Raw genomic sequence first — 18,287 nt, 5'->3', positions numbered from 1 at the left:
TTTCAGTTAAGAATGAAGTTACACTTATAGAGGAAATCAGAAATATACAAGGAGGTAGTTGTAATGGCTATTGAATGGATAAAAGAAGGCAATTACGAAGATATTATTTATTCAACATACAATGGTATCGCAAAAATTTCGATTAACCGTCCTGAAGTACATAACGCATTCCGTCCAAAAACGGTAATGGAGTTAATCGACGCTTTTGCACAAGCTCGTGATGATGCAAATGTTGGCGTTATCATTTTAACAGGTGAAGGTGGACGTGCATTCTGTTCTGGCGGCGACCAAAAAGTTCGTGGTCATGGTGGATATGTAGGTGACGACCAAATCCCACGTCTAAACGTATTAGACTTACAACGTCTAATTCGCGCAATTCCTAAACCAGTTATCGCAATGGTAGCAGGTTATGCAATCGGTGGTGGACACGTACTTCATATCGTATGTGACTTAACAATCGCTGCAGACAACGCTGTATTCGGACAAACAGGTCCTAAAGTAGGAAGCTTTGACGGTGGATACGGAGCTGGTTACTTAGCTCGTATGGTAGGCCACAAGAAAGCTCGCGAAATTTGGTACCTATGCCGTCAATACAGTGCTGGGGAAGCGCTTGATATGGGCTTAGTAAATACAGTAGTACCATTAGAACAACTTGAAGCAGAAACAGTACAATGGGCACAAGAAATTTTAGCAAACAGCCCAATGGCACTTCGTTTCCTAAAAGCTGCATTCAACGCAGACACAGACGGTCTAGCTGGTATTCAACAATTAGCTGGAGATGCAACGTTATTGTACTACACAACTGACGAAGCAAAAGAAGGTCGCGACGCGTTCAAAGAAAAACGCAGTCCGGACTTCGGTCAATTCCCTCGTTTCCCTTGATCAAATCAAAAGCGGAAGCGGCTCGCTTAGAATGTGAGGGGGATGGAGCTTCTGACGTAGAGGCGTTTTTTGCCTCGTAGGAAGAAGTGAAGCCACCGAACATTCTAGCTGCTGTAGCTGGATGAAACCAAAAGCGGAGCCGACTGTTTAGCCTCGTTGGCAAAGGTTCTGAGACGGAAGCGGCTCGCCCACAAAGTGAGTCGCAACCAAATGATCAAACCGGAAACAAAACAACTAAGAGACTTGATGTCATATCAAGTCTCTTTCTTTCATGAAAGGAGAATGTATGATGGAAACTATGCCAAATTGGTTAATGCAACGTGCGTTTTTAACACCAGATCGAACTGCAATTGAAATAGAGGAAGAGAAAGTTACTTTTATGCAGCTGCATGAAACAGTAGTATCTGTTTGTGAACGTCTCACGCATGTTGGAGTGAAGCGAGGGCAAAAGGTGGCTGTTCTGATGAAAAATGGTATGGAGATGATTACAGTTATTCACGCCCTATCGTACGTAGGGGCAGTAGCTGTGCTTTTAAATACGCGTCTTTCAAGAGAAGAGCTACTTTGGCAAATGGATGATGCTGAAGTTATTTGTTTAGTGACCGATCAAGAATTTGATGCTAAAGATGTTCCTGTCTATTCATTCGCCGAAGTGATGAATGGACCAAAAGAGGAAGCCTCTATACAAGAAGAATTCTCTTTAGAAGAAGCGATGACGATTATTTATACGTCAGGGACGACAGGAAAACCGAAAGGTGTTATTTTAACGTACGGCAATCACTGGGCAAGCGCGGTTGGCTCTTCGCTTAATTTAGGACTTCGTGATGATGATTGCTGGTTAGCGTGTATGCCGATGTTCCATGTTGGCGGGTTATCTCTTCTAATGAAAAATATTATGTACGGCATGCGCATTTTACTCGTTCCGAAATATGATGCTGATTTTATTCATACAGCACTTCAAACGAGAGGCGTAACGATTATTTCAGTCGTATCAAAAATGTTAACTGATTTATTAGAGAGACTTGGAGAAGAAACATATCCATCTTCTTTACGATGTATGTTACTTGGCGGAGGACCAGCGCCGAAGCCGTTATTAGAAACGTGTGTAGATAAAGGAATTCCTGTGTATCAAACGTACGGTATGACAGAAACGTCTTCGCAAATTTGTACGTTGTCCGCAGATTACATGTTAACGAAAGTAGGATCAGCTGGAAAGCCACTATTTCAGTGCCAACTTCGTATTGAAAAAGATGGCGTAGTAGTGCCGCCACATGCGGAAGGTGAAATCGTAGTAAAAGGACCGAACGTAACAGGTGGTTACTTTAACCGTGAAGATGCGACGCGTGAGACTATTCAAAACGGATGGCTTCATACTGGCGACCTCGGTTATTTAGATGAAGAAGGATTTTTATACGTATTAGATCGCCGCAGTGATTTAATTATTTCTGGCGGAGAGAATATATATCCGGCTCAAATTGAAGAAGTGTTGCTGTCCCATCCAGCGATAGCGGAAGCTGGTGTTGTAGGTATGACTGATGATAAATGGGGACAAGTACCCGCTGCTTTTGTTGTGAAAAGCGGGGCGGTAACAGAAGAAGAAATTCTTCACTTTTGCGAGGAGAAATTAGCGAAATATAAAGTGCCGAAGAAAGCATGTTTCTTAGAGGAATTACCACGTAACGCTTCGAAAAAATTGTTAAGACGAGAGTTAAGAGAATTAGTGGAGGAGAAAGAAACAGTAAACAAAAACATAGACAAAAGTAGGCATATATAATAAAAAGTAATTATGAAACAATATAAACCAAAAGAATTTTCAGAAATGCTTAATGTCTCTGTTAAGACATTGCAAAGGTGGGACAATCAAGGTGTTTTAACTGCTTACCGAAACCAAAAAGGAAGATGATACTATACAGAAGAACAGTATAAGGAATATATGGGTATTCAAGAAGAAAATAAAGTAGGCAAAGTAGTTATTTACACAAGAGTATCAAATCCAGGTCAGAAAGATGATTTAGAAAATCAGGTTGAGTTTTTTAAAACATTCGCAAATGCACGAGGGATGATTGTAGATGAAGTTATCAAAGATATTGGTAGCGGATTAAACTACAAAAGAAAACAGTGGAATAACCTGATTGACAGTTGTATGGAAAGAAATATTTCGACTATCATCATTGCACACAAAGATAGATTTGTACGTTTTGGATATGAGTGGTTTGAAAAGTTTCTTCGTAAAATGGGAGTGGAAATTATGATTGTTAACAATGAAAAACTATCTCCTCAAGAAGAACTTGTGCAGGATTTAATATCTATCATTCATGTATTTAGCGGTAGAATATATGGGTTGAGAAAATACAAAAAGAAAATGTCGGAGGATGAAGATTTATGAAAAGAGCATATTTAATAGAAATCAAACCGACAACTGAACAAGTTAGTAAAATCCGTCAAACTATTGGGGTGTGTCGATATGTATATAACCTGTATATCTCTAAAAATAAAGAGGCATATGAGTCGGATGGGAAATTTCTTAGTGGCTATGACTTTTCTAAATGGTTAAACAACATTCATACAAAAGAGTGTGACCAGTGGATTAAAGAAGTGTCGAGCAAAGCGGTAAAACAAGCGATTATGAATGGAGATAAAGCTTTTAAGCGATTTTTTAAAGGTTTATCTAAGTTTCCACGATATAAAAAAAAGAAGAAGCAAGATGTGAAGTGCTACTTTCCGAAAAACAACAAAACAGATTGGACAGTAGAAAGACATAGAGTAAAAGTCCCTACAATTGGTTGGATAAGGTTAAAAGAGTATGGATATATTTCAAAAAATACAACTGTAAAAAGTGGTACAGTATATCAAAGAGCAGGAAGATACTATGTGTCTATACTCTGTGAAGTGAAAGAGGTAAAACCAAATTCAATTCTCAATGCAGTAGGTATAGGAATTGATTTGGGAATTAAAGACTTCGCTGTACGTAGCGATGGAAAAACTCACAAAAATATAAATAAAACAGTACAAGTAAAAAAGATAGAAAAACGGTTAAAACGTGAACAACGCTCTTTATCACGCAAATTTGAAAATATAAGAAAGAGAGGTGAACAACCTGTTACTAATAAAAGAGCGAATATAAACAAAAATATTCTTAGGGTGCAACAGCTACATGCTAGGCTAGCAAATATTCGATTAGCGTATGTAAAGTCTATTGTAAATGATGTGGTGAAAACCAAGCCAATGTTTATTACAGTAGAAGATTTGAATGTGAAAGGTATGATGAAGAACAAACATCTATCTAAAGCTGTAGCGCAACAATGTTTTTATGCTTTTAAAACATGGTTATCAACGAAATGTAGGGAATATGGAATTGAACTACGGCAAGTGGACAGATTCTATCCATCTTCTAAAATATGTTCATGTTGCGGTCAAAAAAAGTCGGATTTAAAGCTGTCTGACCGAGTATATACATGTGATTGTGGAAATGTAATGGATAGAGATTTAAATGCATCTATCAACCTTTTACAAGCAAAAAAATATACAATACTAACGTAAATAGATTGTATATATGTACGGTGGGCTACATCGGAATTTACGCCTGTGGAGTGTCACAGCAAACTGTAGTAGCAAGTGATTAGCGAGGCAGGGCACGTAGAAGCAGGAATACTCTAAGAATATACATTTGTCTATATTTTTAGTAGCAGATGTAGGTGGAAATAAAAAAAGCGACACTTCATATAACAGAAATGCCACTCGTAATCCCGTTTGCTGCAAGCTACGGAACGTATGAGAAGCGTGAGAGCATCGTTATTAAATTAGAGGATACGGACGGATACATTGGATTTGGCGAAGTCGTCGCCTTCTCTGAACCGTGGTATACGGAAGAAACAGTGAAGACAGCAATGCATGTACTGCAAGATTTTTTATTACCTGATTTATTAAAGGCTGAAATTTCTCATCCGAATGAAGTGCCAAGTTTGTTCCAGCATATAAAAAGAAACCGAATGGCAAAGGCAGGAATAGAAGGAGCTGTTTGGGATTTATATGCGAAGCGACAAAAGAAGTCATTAGCGACATTACTAGGCGGGACTAGACCTGAAATTGAGGTCGGTGTTGTAATTGGTATCAATACAATTCCGGTTATGTTAAAACAAATCGAAAAGTACGCAGAAGAAGGGTACGAGCGTTTTAAAGTGAAAATAAAGCCAGAGCATGATTACGAATTATTGAAAGAGATTCGAAAAGAGTTTCCGCATATCCCGCTAATGGCAGATGCAAATTCAGCATATACATTAGGGGATACGGAGAGGCTGAAACGACTAGATGAATTCCAATTAATGATGATTGAACAACCGTTAGCCGATTATGATTTTCTTGATCACGCGGAGTTGCAAAAGAAAATTGAAACGCCGATTTGTTTAGATGAAAGTATTCATAGTTTAGAAGATGCACGCGTTGCGATTACCCTTGGTAGCTGCCAAATTGTGAACATTAAACCAGGGCGAGTGGGCGGATTAACAGAATCGGTTCAAATCCATAATTATTGCATGGAGCACAACATACCCGTTTGGTGCGGCGGTATGGTGGAGATGGGGATTTCAAGAGCACAAAATGTTGCGCTTGCCTCATTGCCGAACTTTACGATTCCAGGCGATATATCTGCTTCTAGCAGACATTGGGAGCAGGATATTATTTCGCCGGAAGTGACGCTTAAGGGCGGAAAAGTTATGGTGCCGCAAAGTGTTGAAGCTGAGTATGAAGTAGACCGCGGAAGGTTGGCGGAGATCACGAAACAGCGAATTGTTTTGGAGCGGTAGGTTGAGTCTTTCAAATAGCGGGCGAATTTCGTCGGTAATTGTCGGTAAGTCGATATAACTGAAAAATCGCTGATATAATTCGAGTTACGGTTGATATAATTGGAAAATCGCCGATATAATTCAAGTTGTGGTCGATATATTTGAAAAATCGCCGATATAAATTTCATTTACTAAGGTTACTCCCGCGAGTAACCTTTTCGTATTGTACAAATTGGATAGACTAGTTTACAATCGAGCGTATAAAGGGGGAGTAATATGAAGCGCATTTCAATTTTAATAGCGGATGATGAGGCAGAAATTGCCGATTTAATTGAGATACATTTAGAAAAAGAAGGTTACCACGTCGTGAAGGCAGCGGACGGGGAAGAGGCTGTTCATATTATTGAAACGCAGCCAATCGACTTAGTGGTTTTAGATATTATGATGCCGAAAATGGATGGGTATGAAGTGACGCGTCAAATTCGCGCGAAGCACCATATGCCAATCATTTTCTTAAGTGCGAAAACTTCGGACTTTGATAAGGTGACAGGTCTTGTATTAGGCGCAGATGATTATATGACGAAACCTTTTACACCGATTGAATTAGTTGCACGTGTAAATGCACAATTACGTAGGTTTCTTACATTAAATCAGCCGAAAGTAGCGGAGAATAAATCTGCTTTAGAGATAGGCGGAGTTATTATTGATCCTGAGCGAAGAACAGTGAACGTCTATGGAGAGCAAATTGAGTTAACACCGAAAGAGTTTGATATTTTATATTTATTAGCGAGCCATCCGAAGAAAGTGTATAATGTGGAAAATATTTTTCAGCAAGTATGGGCAGATGATTATTATGAAGGCGGAAATACAGTTATGGTACATATTCGTACGTTGCGGAAAAAGCTTGGGGAAGATAAAAGAAAGGATAAATTAATAAAAACAGTGTGGGGAGTAGGTTATACTTTCAATGGCTAATATGATGAAAAGTTTTCGATTTAAAATGATTGCCTTATTTGCGTTAAGTATGGTGCTTGCAGCAACTGTAACTTATATAATTTATAAAGGATTGCAGCTGTATTATAAAACGATGGTTCGCTACGAAGAGCCTTTAGCGCAATTTAGGTCAGTGGTAAGGGAATTTGGAGACATTAACTTCTTTTTAATTTTCTTTATTCCGTTATCTATTATCTTTTTCTTCTTTTTGACAAAACCGTATTTAAAGTATTTTAGTGAGATTTCTAACGGGATTCATCATCTTGCGAACGGTAACTTTACGAATAAAGTTCAAGTTTCATCAAACGATGAGTTTGGAGATATCGCACGTGAAATAAATGTTGCGAGTGAAAAGTTAAAAGAAGCGGTGGAAAGAGGAGACTTTGCTGAAAGTAGTAAAGATCAGCTCGTTGTGAATTTAGCTCATGATTTAAGAACACCGTTAACATCCGTGTTAGGATATTTAGATTTAATTCTTAAAGATGAAAATTTAACAAAAGAACAAATTAAACATTTCTCCACAATTGCATATACGAAATCGCAAAGGCTCGAAAGTTTAATTGATGAGTTATTTGAAATTACACGTATGAATTATGGCATGCTAAAGCTGGATAAAAAGCCGATTGATATAAGTGAACTACTTATACAGTTAGATGAGGAATTGTATCCTTTATTAGAGAAACATCATTTACAAGCTAGGTTGAATATTGATCCTCATTTGCCAATTAACGGTGATGGAAAATTGTTAGCTAGAGTATTTGAAAACTTGTTAACAAATGCCGTTCGATACGGATATGATGGGCAATTTGTTGATCTGAATGGGTATATCGATAATGAAGAAGTTGTCGTACAAGTTATAAATTATGGAGATAGTATTCCAGAAGAAGATTTACCGTATCTTTTTGATATGTTTTATACAGGTGATAAATCGAGAACTGAGAACCGTGGCGGGACAGGCCTTGGACTGTTTATTGCGAAAAATATTGTTGAGCAGCATAACGGTACAATTTCTGCTGAAAGTAATGTAGTTAGAACAATGTTTGAAGTGCGATTGCCAAAAGACGAGAACTTAACAATTTAATAAAAATTTAAACTTTACCCCACTTTTTATTTTAATAGTTTTTTCTATTCTATACGTAAGTTACGTTAAGGAGGAACTAGAAATGAAAAAGTGGGTATTTATTTCTTTTTTTATAGCATGCACAGTATGTGTAGGCTTTTATATATCACCGTTATTTCAAAAGGAAATCGATGTTAAAATTGTCGGAAAAGATGAGCTAGTAAAGGCGGCAAATACCGAGAGGAAAGAGATTACGAAGGAACAAATTTATAAGGGTGATTTATTATTAGTTAATAGGGATTATCCAGTAAAAAAAGATAGTATTAGGTCTGATATTATAAATGTAAATCATAATAGTGAATTAGTGAGAGGCTACGTAATATTTGATAGAAATCTTCGTTTATCAAAGTATGTTGTAAAAAAGTTTTTGAACGTTGTCGATGCGGCTGGAAAAGATGGCGTACAGCATTTCTTAATGAGTAGTGGGTATCGAGATTTTAAAGAACAAAGTAAATTATATAAAGAAATGGGATCTGATTACGCGCTTCCAGCAGGATATAGTGAACATAATTTAGGATTATCACTAGACGTTGGATCAACGCAAAAGAAGATGGAGAAAGCGCCTGAAGGAAAATGGATCGAAGAGAACGTATGGAAGCATGGCTTTGTATTACGTTATCCGAAAAATAAAAGTAACATTACTGGAATTCAATATGAGCCATGGCATATCCGTTATGTTGGCCTACCTCATAGCGCAATTATGCAAAAAAAGAATTTCACACTAGAGGAATATTTAGAGTTTTTAAAAGAGGAAAAAGAGATTTCAACTGAAGTAGAAGGTAAGAAATATACTGTTTCTTATTATAAAGTTTCTGAGAATATGAAAGTGAACGTTCCAGCAAACAAGCAGTATGAAATTTCCGGGAACAATATGGATGGGGTTATTGTGACGGTTCAGGAATAAAGAAAAAGGCTGTGCCATTTGGGACAGCTTTTTTTATATAAGAAAGGAATTGACGTTTCTTGTCGGTAAATCGATATTCCTTGTCGAATCGTTGATATATTATAAGTTATGATAGATATAATTGAAAAATCGTTGATATATTGTAAGTTATGATAGATATATTCAAAAAATCGTTGATATAATTTCCTATACTATTACCATTTTGGAGGAGCATCTTTTTATTCACTTTCAAACATTATAACGTTATATTTACTTCTCCCTTTTTTTGTGTTACGCTAAACGTGTGAAAGAGACATAAAATGAAATTTTAATGTAAGCGTATTCTTATGGCTTCTTATAGAAAAGGGTGGAAATACAATGACAGAACGATTCGTACTACGTAATGTGAAACGTGTGAACGGGGAAGAGATTGACATTGTAATTGAAAATAATAAAATCGCACAGGTGACGAAAGCTGGTGCTGGCGAAGGTGGAAAGGTTCTTGATTACTCAGGTACTTACGTATCGAGCGGCTGGATTGATTTACATGTTCATGCTTTTCCGGAGTTTGATCCGTATGGCGATGAGGTGGATGAAATTGGCGTTAAGCGAGGGGTAACGACAATTGTTGATGCGGGCAGCTGCGGAGCTGATCGTATTGCAGATTTAGTAAAAAGTAGGGAGCAGGCAAAAACGAATTTATTTGCCTTTTTAAATATTTCTTGCATCGGTTTGAAACGAATTGATGAATTATCCAATATGGAATGGATCGATAAAGAGAAAGTGATAGAAGCAGTAGAAAAGTATAAAGATGTAATCGTTGGGTTAAAGGCGAGAATGAGTAAAAGTGTCGTTTGTGATAGCGGAATTGAACCGCTTCATGTTGCACGCTCGTTATCTCGTGAAACATCATTACCGATTATGGTACATATCGGTTCAGCGCCTCCTCGCATTGAGGAAGTTGTACCTCTTTTAGAAAAAGATGATGTCATTACACATTACTTAAACGGGAAAGAAAATAATTTATTTGATGAAGAAGGCAAACCGCTACCTGTATTACTAGATGCAGTGAAGCGCGGTGTTCATTTAGATGTTGGTCACGGCAATGCTAGTTTTTCTTTTAAAGTAGCAGAGGCTGCGAAGCGTCACGATATCATCTTTAATACGATTAGTACAGATATTTACCGGAAGAATCGTGTGCATGGTCCGGTGTATAGTATGGCCCATGTTCTTTCGAAATTCCTTTACTTAGGTTATCCGCTAGAAGAAGTAATTGACGCGGTTACGAAAAATGCAGCAGAGTGGCTGAAAAAACCAGAGCTTGGCCGCATTCAAGAAGGCGATATTGCAAACTTAACTTTATTTACGGTGAAAGATGAGAAGGTTACGTTAATTGATTCAGAAGGGGATCAGCGCGTTGCTGAAAGAAGAATTGATACGAAAGGGGTTGTAATCAATGGGTCATTCATTGAATGCTAAGTATGGATTAAAAAGAGTAATTAATGCGAGCGGTAGAATGAGTATTTTAGGTGTATCTGCTCCTACAGATACGGTAATGGATGCGATGAAACATGGTGGACAAAATTATGTAGAAATTGCTGATTTAGTAGATAAAGCGGGAGACCATATTGCGAGAATTCTAGATTCAGAGGCAGCGGTTGTTGTAAATTCAGCATCGAGCGGAATTGCACTTTCTATCGCTGGTATCGTTACAGAAGGAAATCGTCGTAAAAGTGAAAGACTTCATCAAGAGGTCATCGCCAAAAACGAAGTGATTATGTTAAAAGGTCATAACGTTCAATACGGTGCTCCCGTTGAAACGATGATTTATTTAGGCGGCGGTAAACTTGTAGAAGTTGGCTACGCAAATGAAGGGAAAGCAGAGCATATTGAAGATGCGATTGGTGAAAATACAGCAGCGATTCTGTATGTGAAATCACATCATGCAGTGCAAAAAAATATGATTTCTGTTGAAGAAGCATGGGAAGTTGCGCAGCGAAATAACGTACCGCTTATCGTGGATGCAGCAGCTGAAGAAGACATTCAAAAATATGTGAAGTATTCAGATCTTGCTATTTATAGCGGTTCAAAGGCAATTGAAGGACCTACTTCTGGTATTGTTGGTGGGAAACGAAAATATATTGAATGGCTGAAAGTGCAGTTACATTGCATCGGAAGAAGCATGAAAGTTGGGAAAGAAACAACTTTTGGTTTACTTCAAGCACTTGATGAGTACGGAGTAAAAGAAGATAAGAGCGAGCAAGAAAAAGAGTTGTTACAAGTACTTATGCCGCTAAAAGAATTAAATGGTGTAAATGTAACGATCGTTCAAGATGAAGCGGGAAGAGCAATCTTTAGAGCACGTATTCATATTAACGAAAAAGAGTTAAATAAATCGGCAAAAGGCGTTGTGACAGCATTACGCGAAGGGGAAATCGCAATCTATACACGTGATTACGGAGTAAGACAAGGATTCTTTGATATTGATCCACGTCCACTTCAAGGTGATGACATACATGTGATTGAAGAAAAATTGAGAGAAATTGTAGGGGGAAACTAAAATGACAAACATTCAAAAACGTTTTTATAAAGGCCGTATAGCATTAAATGTATTAGCGAACAATACCCGAAATGCGAAAGATATTTTTGAAGCAGCAGAAGGTTATGTAGTAGTGGGAGTGTTATCAAAAGACTACCCAACAGTAGAAGAAGCTGTTACAGCGATGAAAGCATACGGAAAAGAAATTGATGACGCTGTATCAATCGGACTAGGCGCAGGAGATAATCGTCAAGCGGCAGTTGTCGCTGAAATTGCGAAGCATTATCCTGGTAGCCATATTAACCAAGTGTTCCCTTCAGTTGGAGCGACACGTGCAAATCTTGGCGAAAAAGATAGCTGGATTAATAGTTTAGTATCGCCAACAGGAAAAGTAGGTTACGTAAATATTTCTACTGGCCCAATTAGTGCGGCTGGAGAAGAAAAAGCAATCGTTCCAATTAAAACAGCGATCGCACTTGTACGTGATATGGGCGGAAATTCATTGAAGTACTTCCCGATGAAAGGGCTAGCTCATGAAGAAGAATATCGTGCAGTTGCGAAAGCTTGTGCGGAAGAAGGATTCGCATTAGAGCCAACAGGCGGAATTGATAAAGAAAACTTCGAAACAATTGTACGTATTGCGCTTGAGGCAAATGTAGAGCAAGTGATCCCGCACGTGTACTCTTCTATTATTGATAAAGAAACTGGCAATACGAAAGTAGAAGATGTTCGCGAATTATTAGCGGTAGTGAAGAAGCTAGTTGATCAAAATGCGTAAGAAAATTGCAGCATTCGGCGAAGTAATGATGCGCCTGCAAGTACCAGGATATGAGTTGTTGTCGCAAGCTAACACATTAAATTACTCATTTTCTGGTACGGGTGTGAACGTTGCAGCAGCACTTTCTCATCTCGGGCATGAAGGCTTTCTTATTTCAACTTTACCAGAGAACTCGGTTGGGGATGCGGCGGTATCACATATTCAAAAGTTAGGCATTCAGTCACCGTTTATTTCAAGAAGCGGTAAATATGTCGGCATGTACTTTTTAGAAAATGGATTTGGCGCACGTGCAAGCCGCGTTACATATTCGAATCGATTAGAAAGTAGTTTCAATACGGCATGTGAAGACATGTATCAATTTGAAGAAATCGCAAAGGAAATTGATATCGTTCATTTTTGCGGAATTACACTTGCGATGAATGATACGGTGCGCCATCATATGAAATCTTTAGCGAAAGCAGTGAAAGAAAGCGCAGGCACTGTCGTCTTTGATTGCAACTATCGTCCATCTCTTTGGGGAGAAGATGGGTATGAGCAGGCGAAACCACATTATGAAGAAATGCTGGCTCTTGCTGATATCGTTATGATGAATGAAAAAGATGCAATGTTCGTTCTTGGAATGAAAACAGAGGAGACGGAGCGAGAAGCACAACTTATTGATCTTATTCCAAAGGTGGCTGAAACATATCATATCGCTACAATCGCTGGTACACATCGCTCTATTAATAGTGATAATACACACTCGCTTCGCGGATTTATATGTAAAGATGGTGCGTTCACTTTTGCAAAAACACTTACGTTTTCTGTATATGATAGAATAGGTGCTGGAGATGCTTATACGAGCGGGATTATTCATGGCGAGATAAAAGAGTTTGCACCAGAGAAAGCTGTTTCATTTGCGTCAGCAGCTGGAATGCTTGCACATACAATCGTCGGTGATACGCCAATGTCATCAGAGAAGGATATACTTCGGGCAATGACGGCATCAGTAGGTGATGTAGAAAGGTAGTGGGTGTAACGGTGAACGTAACGAGGAAAAAAGGACCATTATATTTACAAATAAAAAATATTATTCGTGATCGAATATTGCATGGTGTATATGCGATTCATACGAATATTCCTTCCGAACCGCAGTTAGAAGAAGAGTTCAAAGTGAGCAAAATTACAGTGCGTAATGCAATTAAAGAACTCGCTCAAGAAGGATATTTAGAAAAGAAAAGCGGTAAAGGAACGAAAGTTATCCGTAATACTTCTGCGACAAAGTTGTCAAAAGGTAAGAAATTTACAGAAGTGTTAGTGGAAGAAGGATATAAAGTACAAAAGAAATTGCTAAAAGCAGAAATCGTTCATAATGAAGAAGGAACGGTGCCATTTCGATTATTCGGCAAGGAGAGTTTTCGTATTGAACGTTTATATACGTTAAATGATGCACCTTACATTCATTATACGCACTATTTCTCAGCAGGAATGGCAAGTACAGATTTATCGGACTTTGACTTGCAATCGCTTTATGATTTAGTTGAAGACCGAGGCATTCACTTAGAAAACTTCAGAGATGAATTCGCTGTTGGACTCGCGCCTAGTTTCGTTTCAGAAGCGCTAGGTGAAAAAGAGGGGACAGCGTTATTAAAACGTATGCGCTATTCTTATGATGAAGTTGGCGAAGTAATTGAATATAGCGAAGGCTACTACAATACAGAAATGCAGCATTATGTAGTGAATTATGACGTATAAAAAGAGGGGATGTTCCCTCTTTTTTTATAAAGTAAAACTTTAATTAGTGGAGGAGGGCATCACCCACTAATTATTAGCCCACACCAATCGGGATAAAAGTAAGGAGAATGAGAGATGGATATATACTTATTAATCGTCACGTTACTTGCGATCACAATTGTTATTTTAGGGGTATCATGGTGGAAATGGCATGCATTTATTAGTTTAACAGTGGCGAGTTTATTTTTAGCTATTATGTCTGGACTGAATTTGACGAAAATAGTGACTGCCTATGAAACTGGTGTTGGTAGTGTACTAGGGCATCTAGTTGGTATTTTAGCCCTCGGAACAATTTTAGGAAAAATGATGTCCGATTCAGGGGCGGGCATGCAAGTGGCAGACTTCTTTATTCGATTTTTCGGTGTGAAGAAACTACCTTGGGCTATGTTATTTGCAGGTTTTGTTATAGGGATTCCAGTGTTTTTTGAAGTGGGGATCGTCATATTATTACCACTTGTTATTTCGATTCGAAAAACGACGAAGCAAAATATATTATTAATTGCGTTACCTGTTATTGCTGGATTATCTATTGTGCACGGGCTTGTGCCACCACATCCAGGGGCGATGACAGCAATCGGTATTTATAACGCGAACTTAGGAAAGGTACTTTTATATTCATTACTTATCGCGTTACCAGCAGCCATTATCGCAGGACCGATATTTGCAAAGTGGGTACATAAAAGGGTTATACCCGAAAATGAACCAGAGCTTGTTCGAGTTACGACTGTATCAACAGATTTACCAAGTCGTAAAGTTTCATTTTTCATTATTTTATTACCAGTTGTATTGATGATTTTATCAGTAGTGGCACCATATATTTCATTACCGAAAAAGATAACTGAATTTTTAGTATTTATAGGAAGCCCAGTAATTGCTTTACTTATTTCATGTTTCGCAGCATTTTATTTACTTGGAATAAGACAAGGGATTAATAAAAAGATGATTAAAAAGTTAACGGATGAAAGTTTATTACCAGTCGGTTCCATTATTTTAATTATCGGTGCAGGCGGTGGGTTTAAACAAATATTAATTGAAAGCGGCGTTGGAACAGCGATTGCGCAAATGGCAGAACATATATCGCTATCACCAATTGTGTTAGCTTTCATGGTAGCTGGATTAATTCGAATCGCAACAGGTTCAGCAACAGTAGCATTAACGACGGCAGCAGGAATTGTTTCACCAGTTATTCAGCACATGTCAGGTGTAAATTTAGAATTGCTCGTTATAGTAACAGGTGCGGGATCATTAATGTTTTCTCACGTAAATGATGCAGGATTCTGGCTTGTAAAAGAGTATTTAGGATTAACGGTGAAGGAAACGTTTAAAACGTGGACGGTACTTGAGACATTGTTATCATTTATTGCATTTGGTTTTGCACTTTTATTAAATATGTTTATTTAGAAGATACCTTAATTGGTATCTTTTTTTGATGAAGCCCATTTCCGAAAACAAGCCCGTTTTTAAGAAAGCCAAGCTTCCTATTCGCCCTGAAAACATACTATAAATGGAATCCCCTCATTTAGAGCAAGGTGAACTTGTTATGAATGATACTAAAGGAGGAATAGAGTAATGAGCGAAAAGTGTGAACACAGACATGATGATTGTAACCGCAGACATGGGTGCGGAGGCGGTTTTGCGCTTCTAATCGTATTGTTTATTTTATTAATTATCATCGGTGCTAGTTGCTTCGGCGGAGGCGGCGGTTGTGGTTATGGTGGTTACGGCGGTTATGCTGGTGGCTACGGCGGATATTGCTGCTAATTATTAAAAACTATTGAAAATGGCCTTGTGCAATATGCACAAGGCCATTTTATTCATATTTTTATATGCTGTGATAATTTATTAATGTACAGAGAGCGGATTAAGAAGAAGAAAATAATCTCGATAATCCCGAAAAAGGTGAGTACGATACATGTCTCTTTTAGTAATGAGAAAGAAAACATGCTTTGTAAAAACTTAACCGCAAATAACGTGTGAACACCAGCAACGATGTAAGGAACGAAAAATAAAATTCCTAATTGAATGGTAGCAGAGCGAAACATTTCTGATTCAGTTAAGCCAAGCTTTGTAATCGTAATATACTTTTGTCTTTCAGTTGTTAAGTCATTATACATACGGAAGTATAGAACACTAGCCGCACCGATAAAGAAAATAAAGCCGAGAAATGCCCAAATAAAGAATTGAGCAACTGCATTTCCTTTACCGTAAATAAGTTCATCCGTAGCCGTATGTATGAAGAAAGGAACTTGAGCTTTCTCTTCAGTATGCTTTTCGTAGAACTCACGTGCATCACCACTAATAACACGTAACATATTTTTTGTTGGAACGATTGCATTTTCCCAGTTTTCTACGAAATAGTTATAGATTACAGTTGTTTCAATATGAGGAATCATATTATCAAATACATAATCTTGTACGACAGCTAAATGAGGGAATGCAAATGATGGTTCGATTCCTTTATTAATAAACCCTTTAATATGAAATTCTTTTTTATTAGATCCAAGTGTAATCGTATTTTGCTTTGCAAATGGATTAGATACGAGATCGAGAAGTTCTGGTGAGTGGCGAGAAATAATATACACTTCTGTAGAATCAATTGTTATTTCCGGTCTTTTCAATTGTTTAGCAATTGCGTTATAATCACTCATCTTCATAAGCATAATATCTTCTTTGGAAGCTGTATCTTTTAATACTGTAAACTTATATTTTTTGTAAAGAAAATTATTAGTTGTAAGCTCCGTTTCAATTGTAGAAATATGCTTTTGTTCAAGGGAATTGTCACCTTCTGATGTATACGTGAAGGGAACGGGATATCGCTCTAGTACTGATGCCTTCGTATTGTTATTAGCGGCGAATAATCCAATAATAATCGTAAATGCAAGTGCAGATAGCATAGAAACAATAAAGAGTACATTAATATTACTGCGTGTACGAGAAACTAAATCTGAAATCCATAACATATTTATTTGTTTCAAATAAAACTTTCTGCGCTTCTTTAAAATATAGATGAAAAGAAGGAATGTTTGTGAAAAGAATAAATATGTCCCGACTATTACGAGCGGTAAAATAGATAACATAATAAAAAAGACAGATCCATTTTGCACATTTTTTTCCGTTACGTAGCCTTGCGGATAACCAGCGATATAATAGCATAGCCCTAAACAAATTAAAGCGAATAAAGAGATGAGTATAGATGGTCTTTTTTCAGCTGGCATTTTCTTGTTCCCTTTAATGAGGTGGGCTGTTTTTCGAGTACGAATAAACATTGGTGTAAACGTAGAAACGATTAAAAATAAAATGATAAACGTTACGGTTGTAACGATAATCGCTTCTGTTGGCCAATATAAATAGAGACCTTTCGCACTTGTTAATTTCGAAGTGACTAATAAGAAAAAGTTAGAAAATACAAGTCCACCTTGAATGCCGATAAAGATAGACAATATCCCGATTATCATATTTTCAGTAAATAACAGTCTCTTTAATTGTCTCTGTGAGATACCGAGAATGGTGAGTATCCCGAATTGCTGCTTCCGTACATTTAAAAATGTTCCAATTGAATATAAGAGAAAGAAGAACGAGAACATAACGATCACAAGCTGTGCTGTACTAGCTAAGTTCATTAGAGGATCACGTTCTTGGAAACTTTGTACACTTTGTAACCGCGGGTGATACGCGTATACAGTAAATGAAAAGAAAACCATGATAGAAAACGCACTACTTACAAAGTAGGCGAAATATGCTTTCGAATTACGTGAGACATTTTTAAATGCGAATTGCCAAAATGTCATCCACGTCTTCCTCCTAATAATGCTAAAACATCTAATATTTCTTGATAAAATTTCTCGCGATATAATCCGCGGTGCAGTTCATTGTAAAGTTCGCCATCTTTAATAAAAATAACACGGTTACAATAACTTGCTGCAAACGGATCGTGCGTAACCATTAAAATCGTTGCATCTTCTTCTTTATTTAATTTCGTAAATAACTCCATTACGTCAATTGCCGCTTTTGAATCTAAGTTTCCTGTCGGTTCGTCGGCTAGTAGAAGTGAAGGATGATGAATAACAGCACGTGCTACTGCGGTACGCTGTGCTTGTCCTCCAGAAACTTCAAAAATACGTTTGTCCAAAATATGATCAATTCCAAGCTTTTTTGAAATGTTATCAAGCTTTTCATCCATTTCTTTTAATGGAACATTATCTAATGTTAAAGGTAGTACGATATTTTCACCGATTGTTAGTGTATCTAGTAAGTTAAAGTTTTGGAAAACAAATCCTAACTCTTGTCTTCGGAAAATAGCTAACTTCTCTCTACGAAATGTGTGCGGTTTTTTTCCGTTAATCACGACATCACCAGAAGTCGGAGAATCGATTGTAGAGATAACGTTTAAAAATGTAGATTTTCCGCTACCAGATGGTCCCATAATGGCAACGAATTCCCCTTTATCCACGTGTAAATTTATATTTTTTAAAGCAGTATGAGGGACTTTTCCCTCATATACTTTTGAGACGTTTTTTATGTGTAATACTTCTTCCATA

16 protein-coding genes and 1 pseudogene are annotated in these 18,287 nt (G+C 37.5%); 15 read left to right on the top strand and 2 right to left on the bottom strand.

Going from position 1 to position 18,287, the window contains the following annotated elements; all coding sequences use genetic code 11:
* The first annotated feature begins 63 nt into the window (after window positions 1-63).
* The 15 genes and pseudogenes from menB to EBQ15_RS04815 all read left to right on the top strand — a co-directional run bounded on the left by menB (window position 64) and on the right by EBQ15_RS04815 (window position 15,510).
* Entirely contained in the window at window positions 64-882 is an 819-nt protein-coding gene (gene menB, locus EBQ15_RS04890) for a 1,4-dihydroxy-2-naphthoyl-CoA synthase (protein ID WP_000963870.1), read from the top strand.
* 289 nt (window positions 883-1,171) lie between these two features.
* The gene (locus EBQ15_RS04885) at window positions 1,172-2,656 is read left to right on the top strand and encodes an o-succinylbenzoate--CoA ligase (RefSeq protein ID WP_000449593.1); all 1,485 of its coding nucleotides are present in this window, start codon (window positions 1,172-1,174) and stop codon (window positions 2,654-2,656) included.
* A 12-nt stretch (window positions 2,657-2,668) separates the two neighbouring features.
* A pseudogene (locus EBQ15_RS04880) lies at window positions 2,669-3,268 on the top strand (IS607 family transposase).
* Window positions 3,265-4,422 carry an RNA-guided endonuclease InsQ/TnpB family protein gene (locus EBQ15_RS04875; RefSeq protein WP_000817282.1) on the top strand — a complete coding sequence of 386 codons (1,158 nt, stop codon included), beginning with the start codon at window positions 3,265-3,267 and terminating at the stop codon, window positions 4,420-4,422. The pseudogene EBQ15_RS04880 and the gene EBQ15_RS04875 overlap by 4 nt, the downstream one beginning before the upstream one ends.
* 155 nt (window positions 4,423-4,577) lie before the next feature.
* Complete coding sequence (gene menC, locus EBQ15_RS04865; RefSeq protein WP_002001262.1) at window positions 4,578-5,684, top strand: o-succinylbenzoate synthase; 1,107 nt, start codon at window positions 4,578-4,580, stop codon at window positions 5,682-5,684.
* A 255-nt stretch (window positions 5,685-5,939) separates the two neighbouring features.
* Window positions 5,940-6,638 (top strand): response regulator transcription factor, encoded by a 699-nt coding sequence (locus tag EBQ15_RS04860; protein ID WP_000822512.1) that lies wholly within the window; start codon window positions 5,940-5,942, stop codon window positions 6,636-6,638.
* Window positions 6,631-7,737, top strand: coding sequence for a HAMP domain-containing sensor histidine kinase (locus EBQ15_RS04855; protein ID WP_000002609.1), 1,107 nt, complete (start codon window positions 6,631-6,633; stop codon window positions 7,735-7,737). Before EBQ15_RS04860 ends, EBQ15_RS04855 begins: the two co-directional genes overlap by 8 nt.
* A gap of 82 nt (window positions 7,738-7,819) precedes the next feature.
* Window positions 7,820-8,680, top strand: coding sequence for a D-Ala-D-Ala carboxypeptidase VanY (locus EBQ15_RS04850; RefSeq protein ID WP_000759394.1), 861 nt, complete (start codon window positions 7,820-7,822; stop codon window positions 8,678-8,680).
* A gap of 357 nt (window positions 8,681-9,037) precedes the next feature.
* Window positions 9,038-10,138 (top strand): amidohydrolase/deacetylase family metallohydrolase, encoded by a 1,101-nt coding sequence (locus EBQ15_RS04845; protein WP_000139969.1) that lies wholly within the window; start codon window positions 9,038-9,040, stop codon window positions 10,136-10,138.
* Window positions 10,116-11,219: a DgaE family pyridoxal phosphate-dependent ammonia lyase gene (locus tag EBQ15_RS04840; RefSeq protein WP_000510108.1), complete on the top strand. Its 1,104-nt coding sequence runs from the start codon at window positions 10,116-10,118 to the stop codon at window positions 11,217-11,219. The genes EBQ15_RS04845 and EBQ15_RS04840 overlap by 23 nt, the downstream gene beginning before the upstream one ends.
* Before the next feature lies 1 nt (window position 11,220).
* Complete coding sequence (gene dagF / locus EBQ15_RS04835; protein WP_000181898.1) at window positions 11,221-11,976, top strand: 2-dehydro-3-deoxy-phosphogluconate aldolase; 756 nt, start codon at window positions 11,221-11,223, stop codon at window positions 11,974-11,976.
* Window positions 11,969-12,985, top strand: coding sequence for a sugar kinase (locus EBQ15_RS04830; RefSeq protein ID WP_001227495.1), 1,017 nt, complete (start codon window positions 11,969-11,971; stop codon window positions 12,983-12,985). Before dagF ends, EBQ15_RS04830 begins: the two co-directional genes overlap by 8 nt.
* Complete coding sequence (locus EBQ15_RS04825) at window positions 12,985-13,710, top strand: GntR family transcriptional regulator (RefSeq protein WP_000539263.1); 726 nt, start codon at window positions 12,985-12,987, stop codon at window positions 13,708-13,710. Before EBQ15_RS04830 ends, EBQ15_RS04825 begins: the two co-directional genes overlap by 1 nt.
* A gap of 114 nt (window positions 13,711-13,824) precedes the next feature.
* Window positions 13,825-15,150 carry a gluconate permease GntP gene (gene gntP, locus EBQ15_RS04820; RefSeq protein ID WP_000356198.1) on the top strand — a complete coding sequence of 442 codons (1,326 nt, stop codon included), beginning with the start codon at window positions 13,825-13,827 and terminating at the stop codon, window positions 15,148-15,150.
* A gap of 168 nt (window positions 15,151-15,318) precedes the next feature.
* Window positions 15,319-15,510 carry a YjcZ family sporulation protein gene (locus tag EBQ15_RS04815; protein WP_001290392.1) on the top strand — a complete coding sequence of 64 codons (192 nt, stop codon included), beginning with the start codon at window positions 15,319-15,321 and terminating at the stop codon, window positions 15,508-15,510.
* A gap of 53 nt (window positions 15,511-15,563) precedes the next feature.
* Here EBQ15_RS04815 and EBQ15_RS04810 read toward each other — a convergent pair whose 3' ends face one another.
* Both EBQ15_RS04810 and EBQ15_RS04805 read right to left on the bottom strand, forming a co-directional pair.
* Entirely contained in the window at window positions 15,564-17,537 is a 1,974-nt protein-coding gene (locus EBQ15_RS04810) for an FtsX-like permease family protein (protein ID WP_000144953.1), read from the bottom strand.
* Window positions 17,534-18,286, bottom strand: coding sequence for an ABC transporter ATP-binding protein (locus EBQ15_RS04805; RefSeq protein WP_000393250.1), 753 nt, complete (start codon window positions 18,284-18,286; stop codon window positions 17,534-17,536). Before EBQ15_RS04805 ends, EBQ15_RS04810 begins: the two co-directional genes overlap by 4 nt.
* Window position 18,287: the final 1 nt, after the last annotated feature.

The organism is Bacillus sp. 2D03 (genome assembly GCF_003946765.1).
Taxonomy (GTDB): Bacteria; Bacillota; Bacilli; order Bacillales; family Bacillaceae_G; genus Bacillus_A; species Bacillus_A cereus.
The sequence above is the reverse complement of the archived record's forward strand: the minus strand, read 5'-3'. Positions and strand labels throughout refer to the sequence as shown.

Excerpts from the sequence above, each read along its gene's own strand:
- EBQ15_RS04860 (WP_000822512.1), top strand. The coding sequence starts at position 5,940 with ATGAAGCGCATTTCAATTTTAATAGCGGATGATGAGGCAGAAATTGCC.
- EBQ15_RS04885 (WP_000449593.1), top strand. The coding sequence starts at position 1,172 with ATGGAAACTATGCCAAATTGGTTAATGCAACGTGCGTTTTTAACACCA.
- EBQ15_RS04855 (WP_000002609.1), top strand. The coding sequence starts at position 6,631 with ATGGCTAATATGATGAAAAGTTTTCGATTTAAAATGATTGCCTTATTT.
- menB (WP_000963870.1), top strand. The coding sequence starts at position 64 with ATGGCTATTGAATGGATAAAAGAAGGCAATTACGAAGATATTATTTAT.
- EBQ15_RS04850 (WP_000759394.1), top strand. The coding sequence starts at position 7,820 with ATGAAAAAGTGGGTATTTATTTCTTTTTTTATAGCATGCACAGTATGT.
- gntP (WP_000356198.1), top strand. The coding sequence starts at position 13,825 with ATGGATATATACTTATTAATCGTCACGTTACTTGCGATCACAATTGTT.
- EBQ15_RS04815 (WP_001290392.1), top strand. The coding sequence starts at position 15,319 with ATGAGCGAAAAGTGTGAACACAGACATGATGATTGTAACCGCAGACAT.
- EBQ15_RS04875 (WP_000817282.1), top strand. The coding sequence starts at position 3,265 with ATGAAAAGAGCATATTTAATAGAAATCAAACCGACAACTGAACAAGTT.
- EBQ15_RS04840 (WP_000510108.1), top strand. The coding sequence starts at position 10,116 with ATGGGTCATTCATTGAATGCTAAGTATGGATTAAAAAGAGTAATTAAT.
- EBQ15_RS04845 (WP_000139969.1), top strand. The coding sequence starts at position 9,038 with ATGACAGAACGATTCGTACTACGTAATGTGAAACGTGTGAACGGGGAA.
- dagF (WP_000181898.1), top strand. The coding sequence starts at position 11,221 with ATGACAAACATTCAAAAACGTTTTTATAAAGGCCGTATAGCATTAAAT.
- EBQ15_RS04810 (WP_000144953.1), bottom strand. The coding sequence starts at position 17,537 with ATGACATTTTGGCAATTCGCATTTAAAAATGTCTCACGTAATTCGAAA.
- EBQ15_RS04805 (WP_000393250.1), bottom strand. The coding sequence starts at position 18,286 with ATGGAAGAAGTATTACACATAAAAAACGTCTCAAAAGTATATGAGGGA.
- EBQ15_RS04830 (WP_001227495.1), top strand. The coding sequence starts at position 11,969 with ATGCGTAAGAAAATTGCAGCATTCGGCGAAGTAATGATGCGCCTGCAA.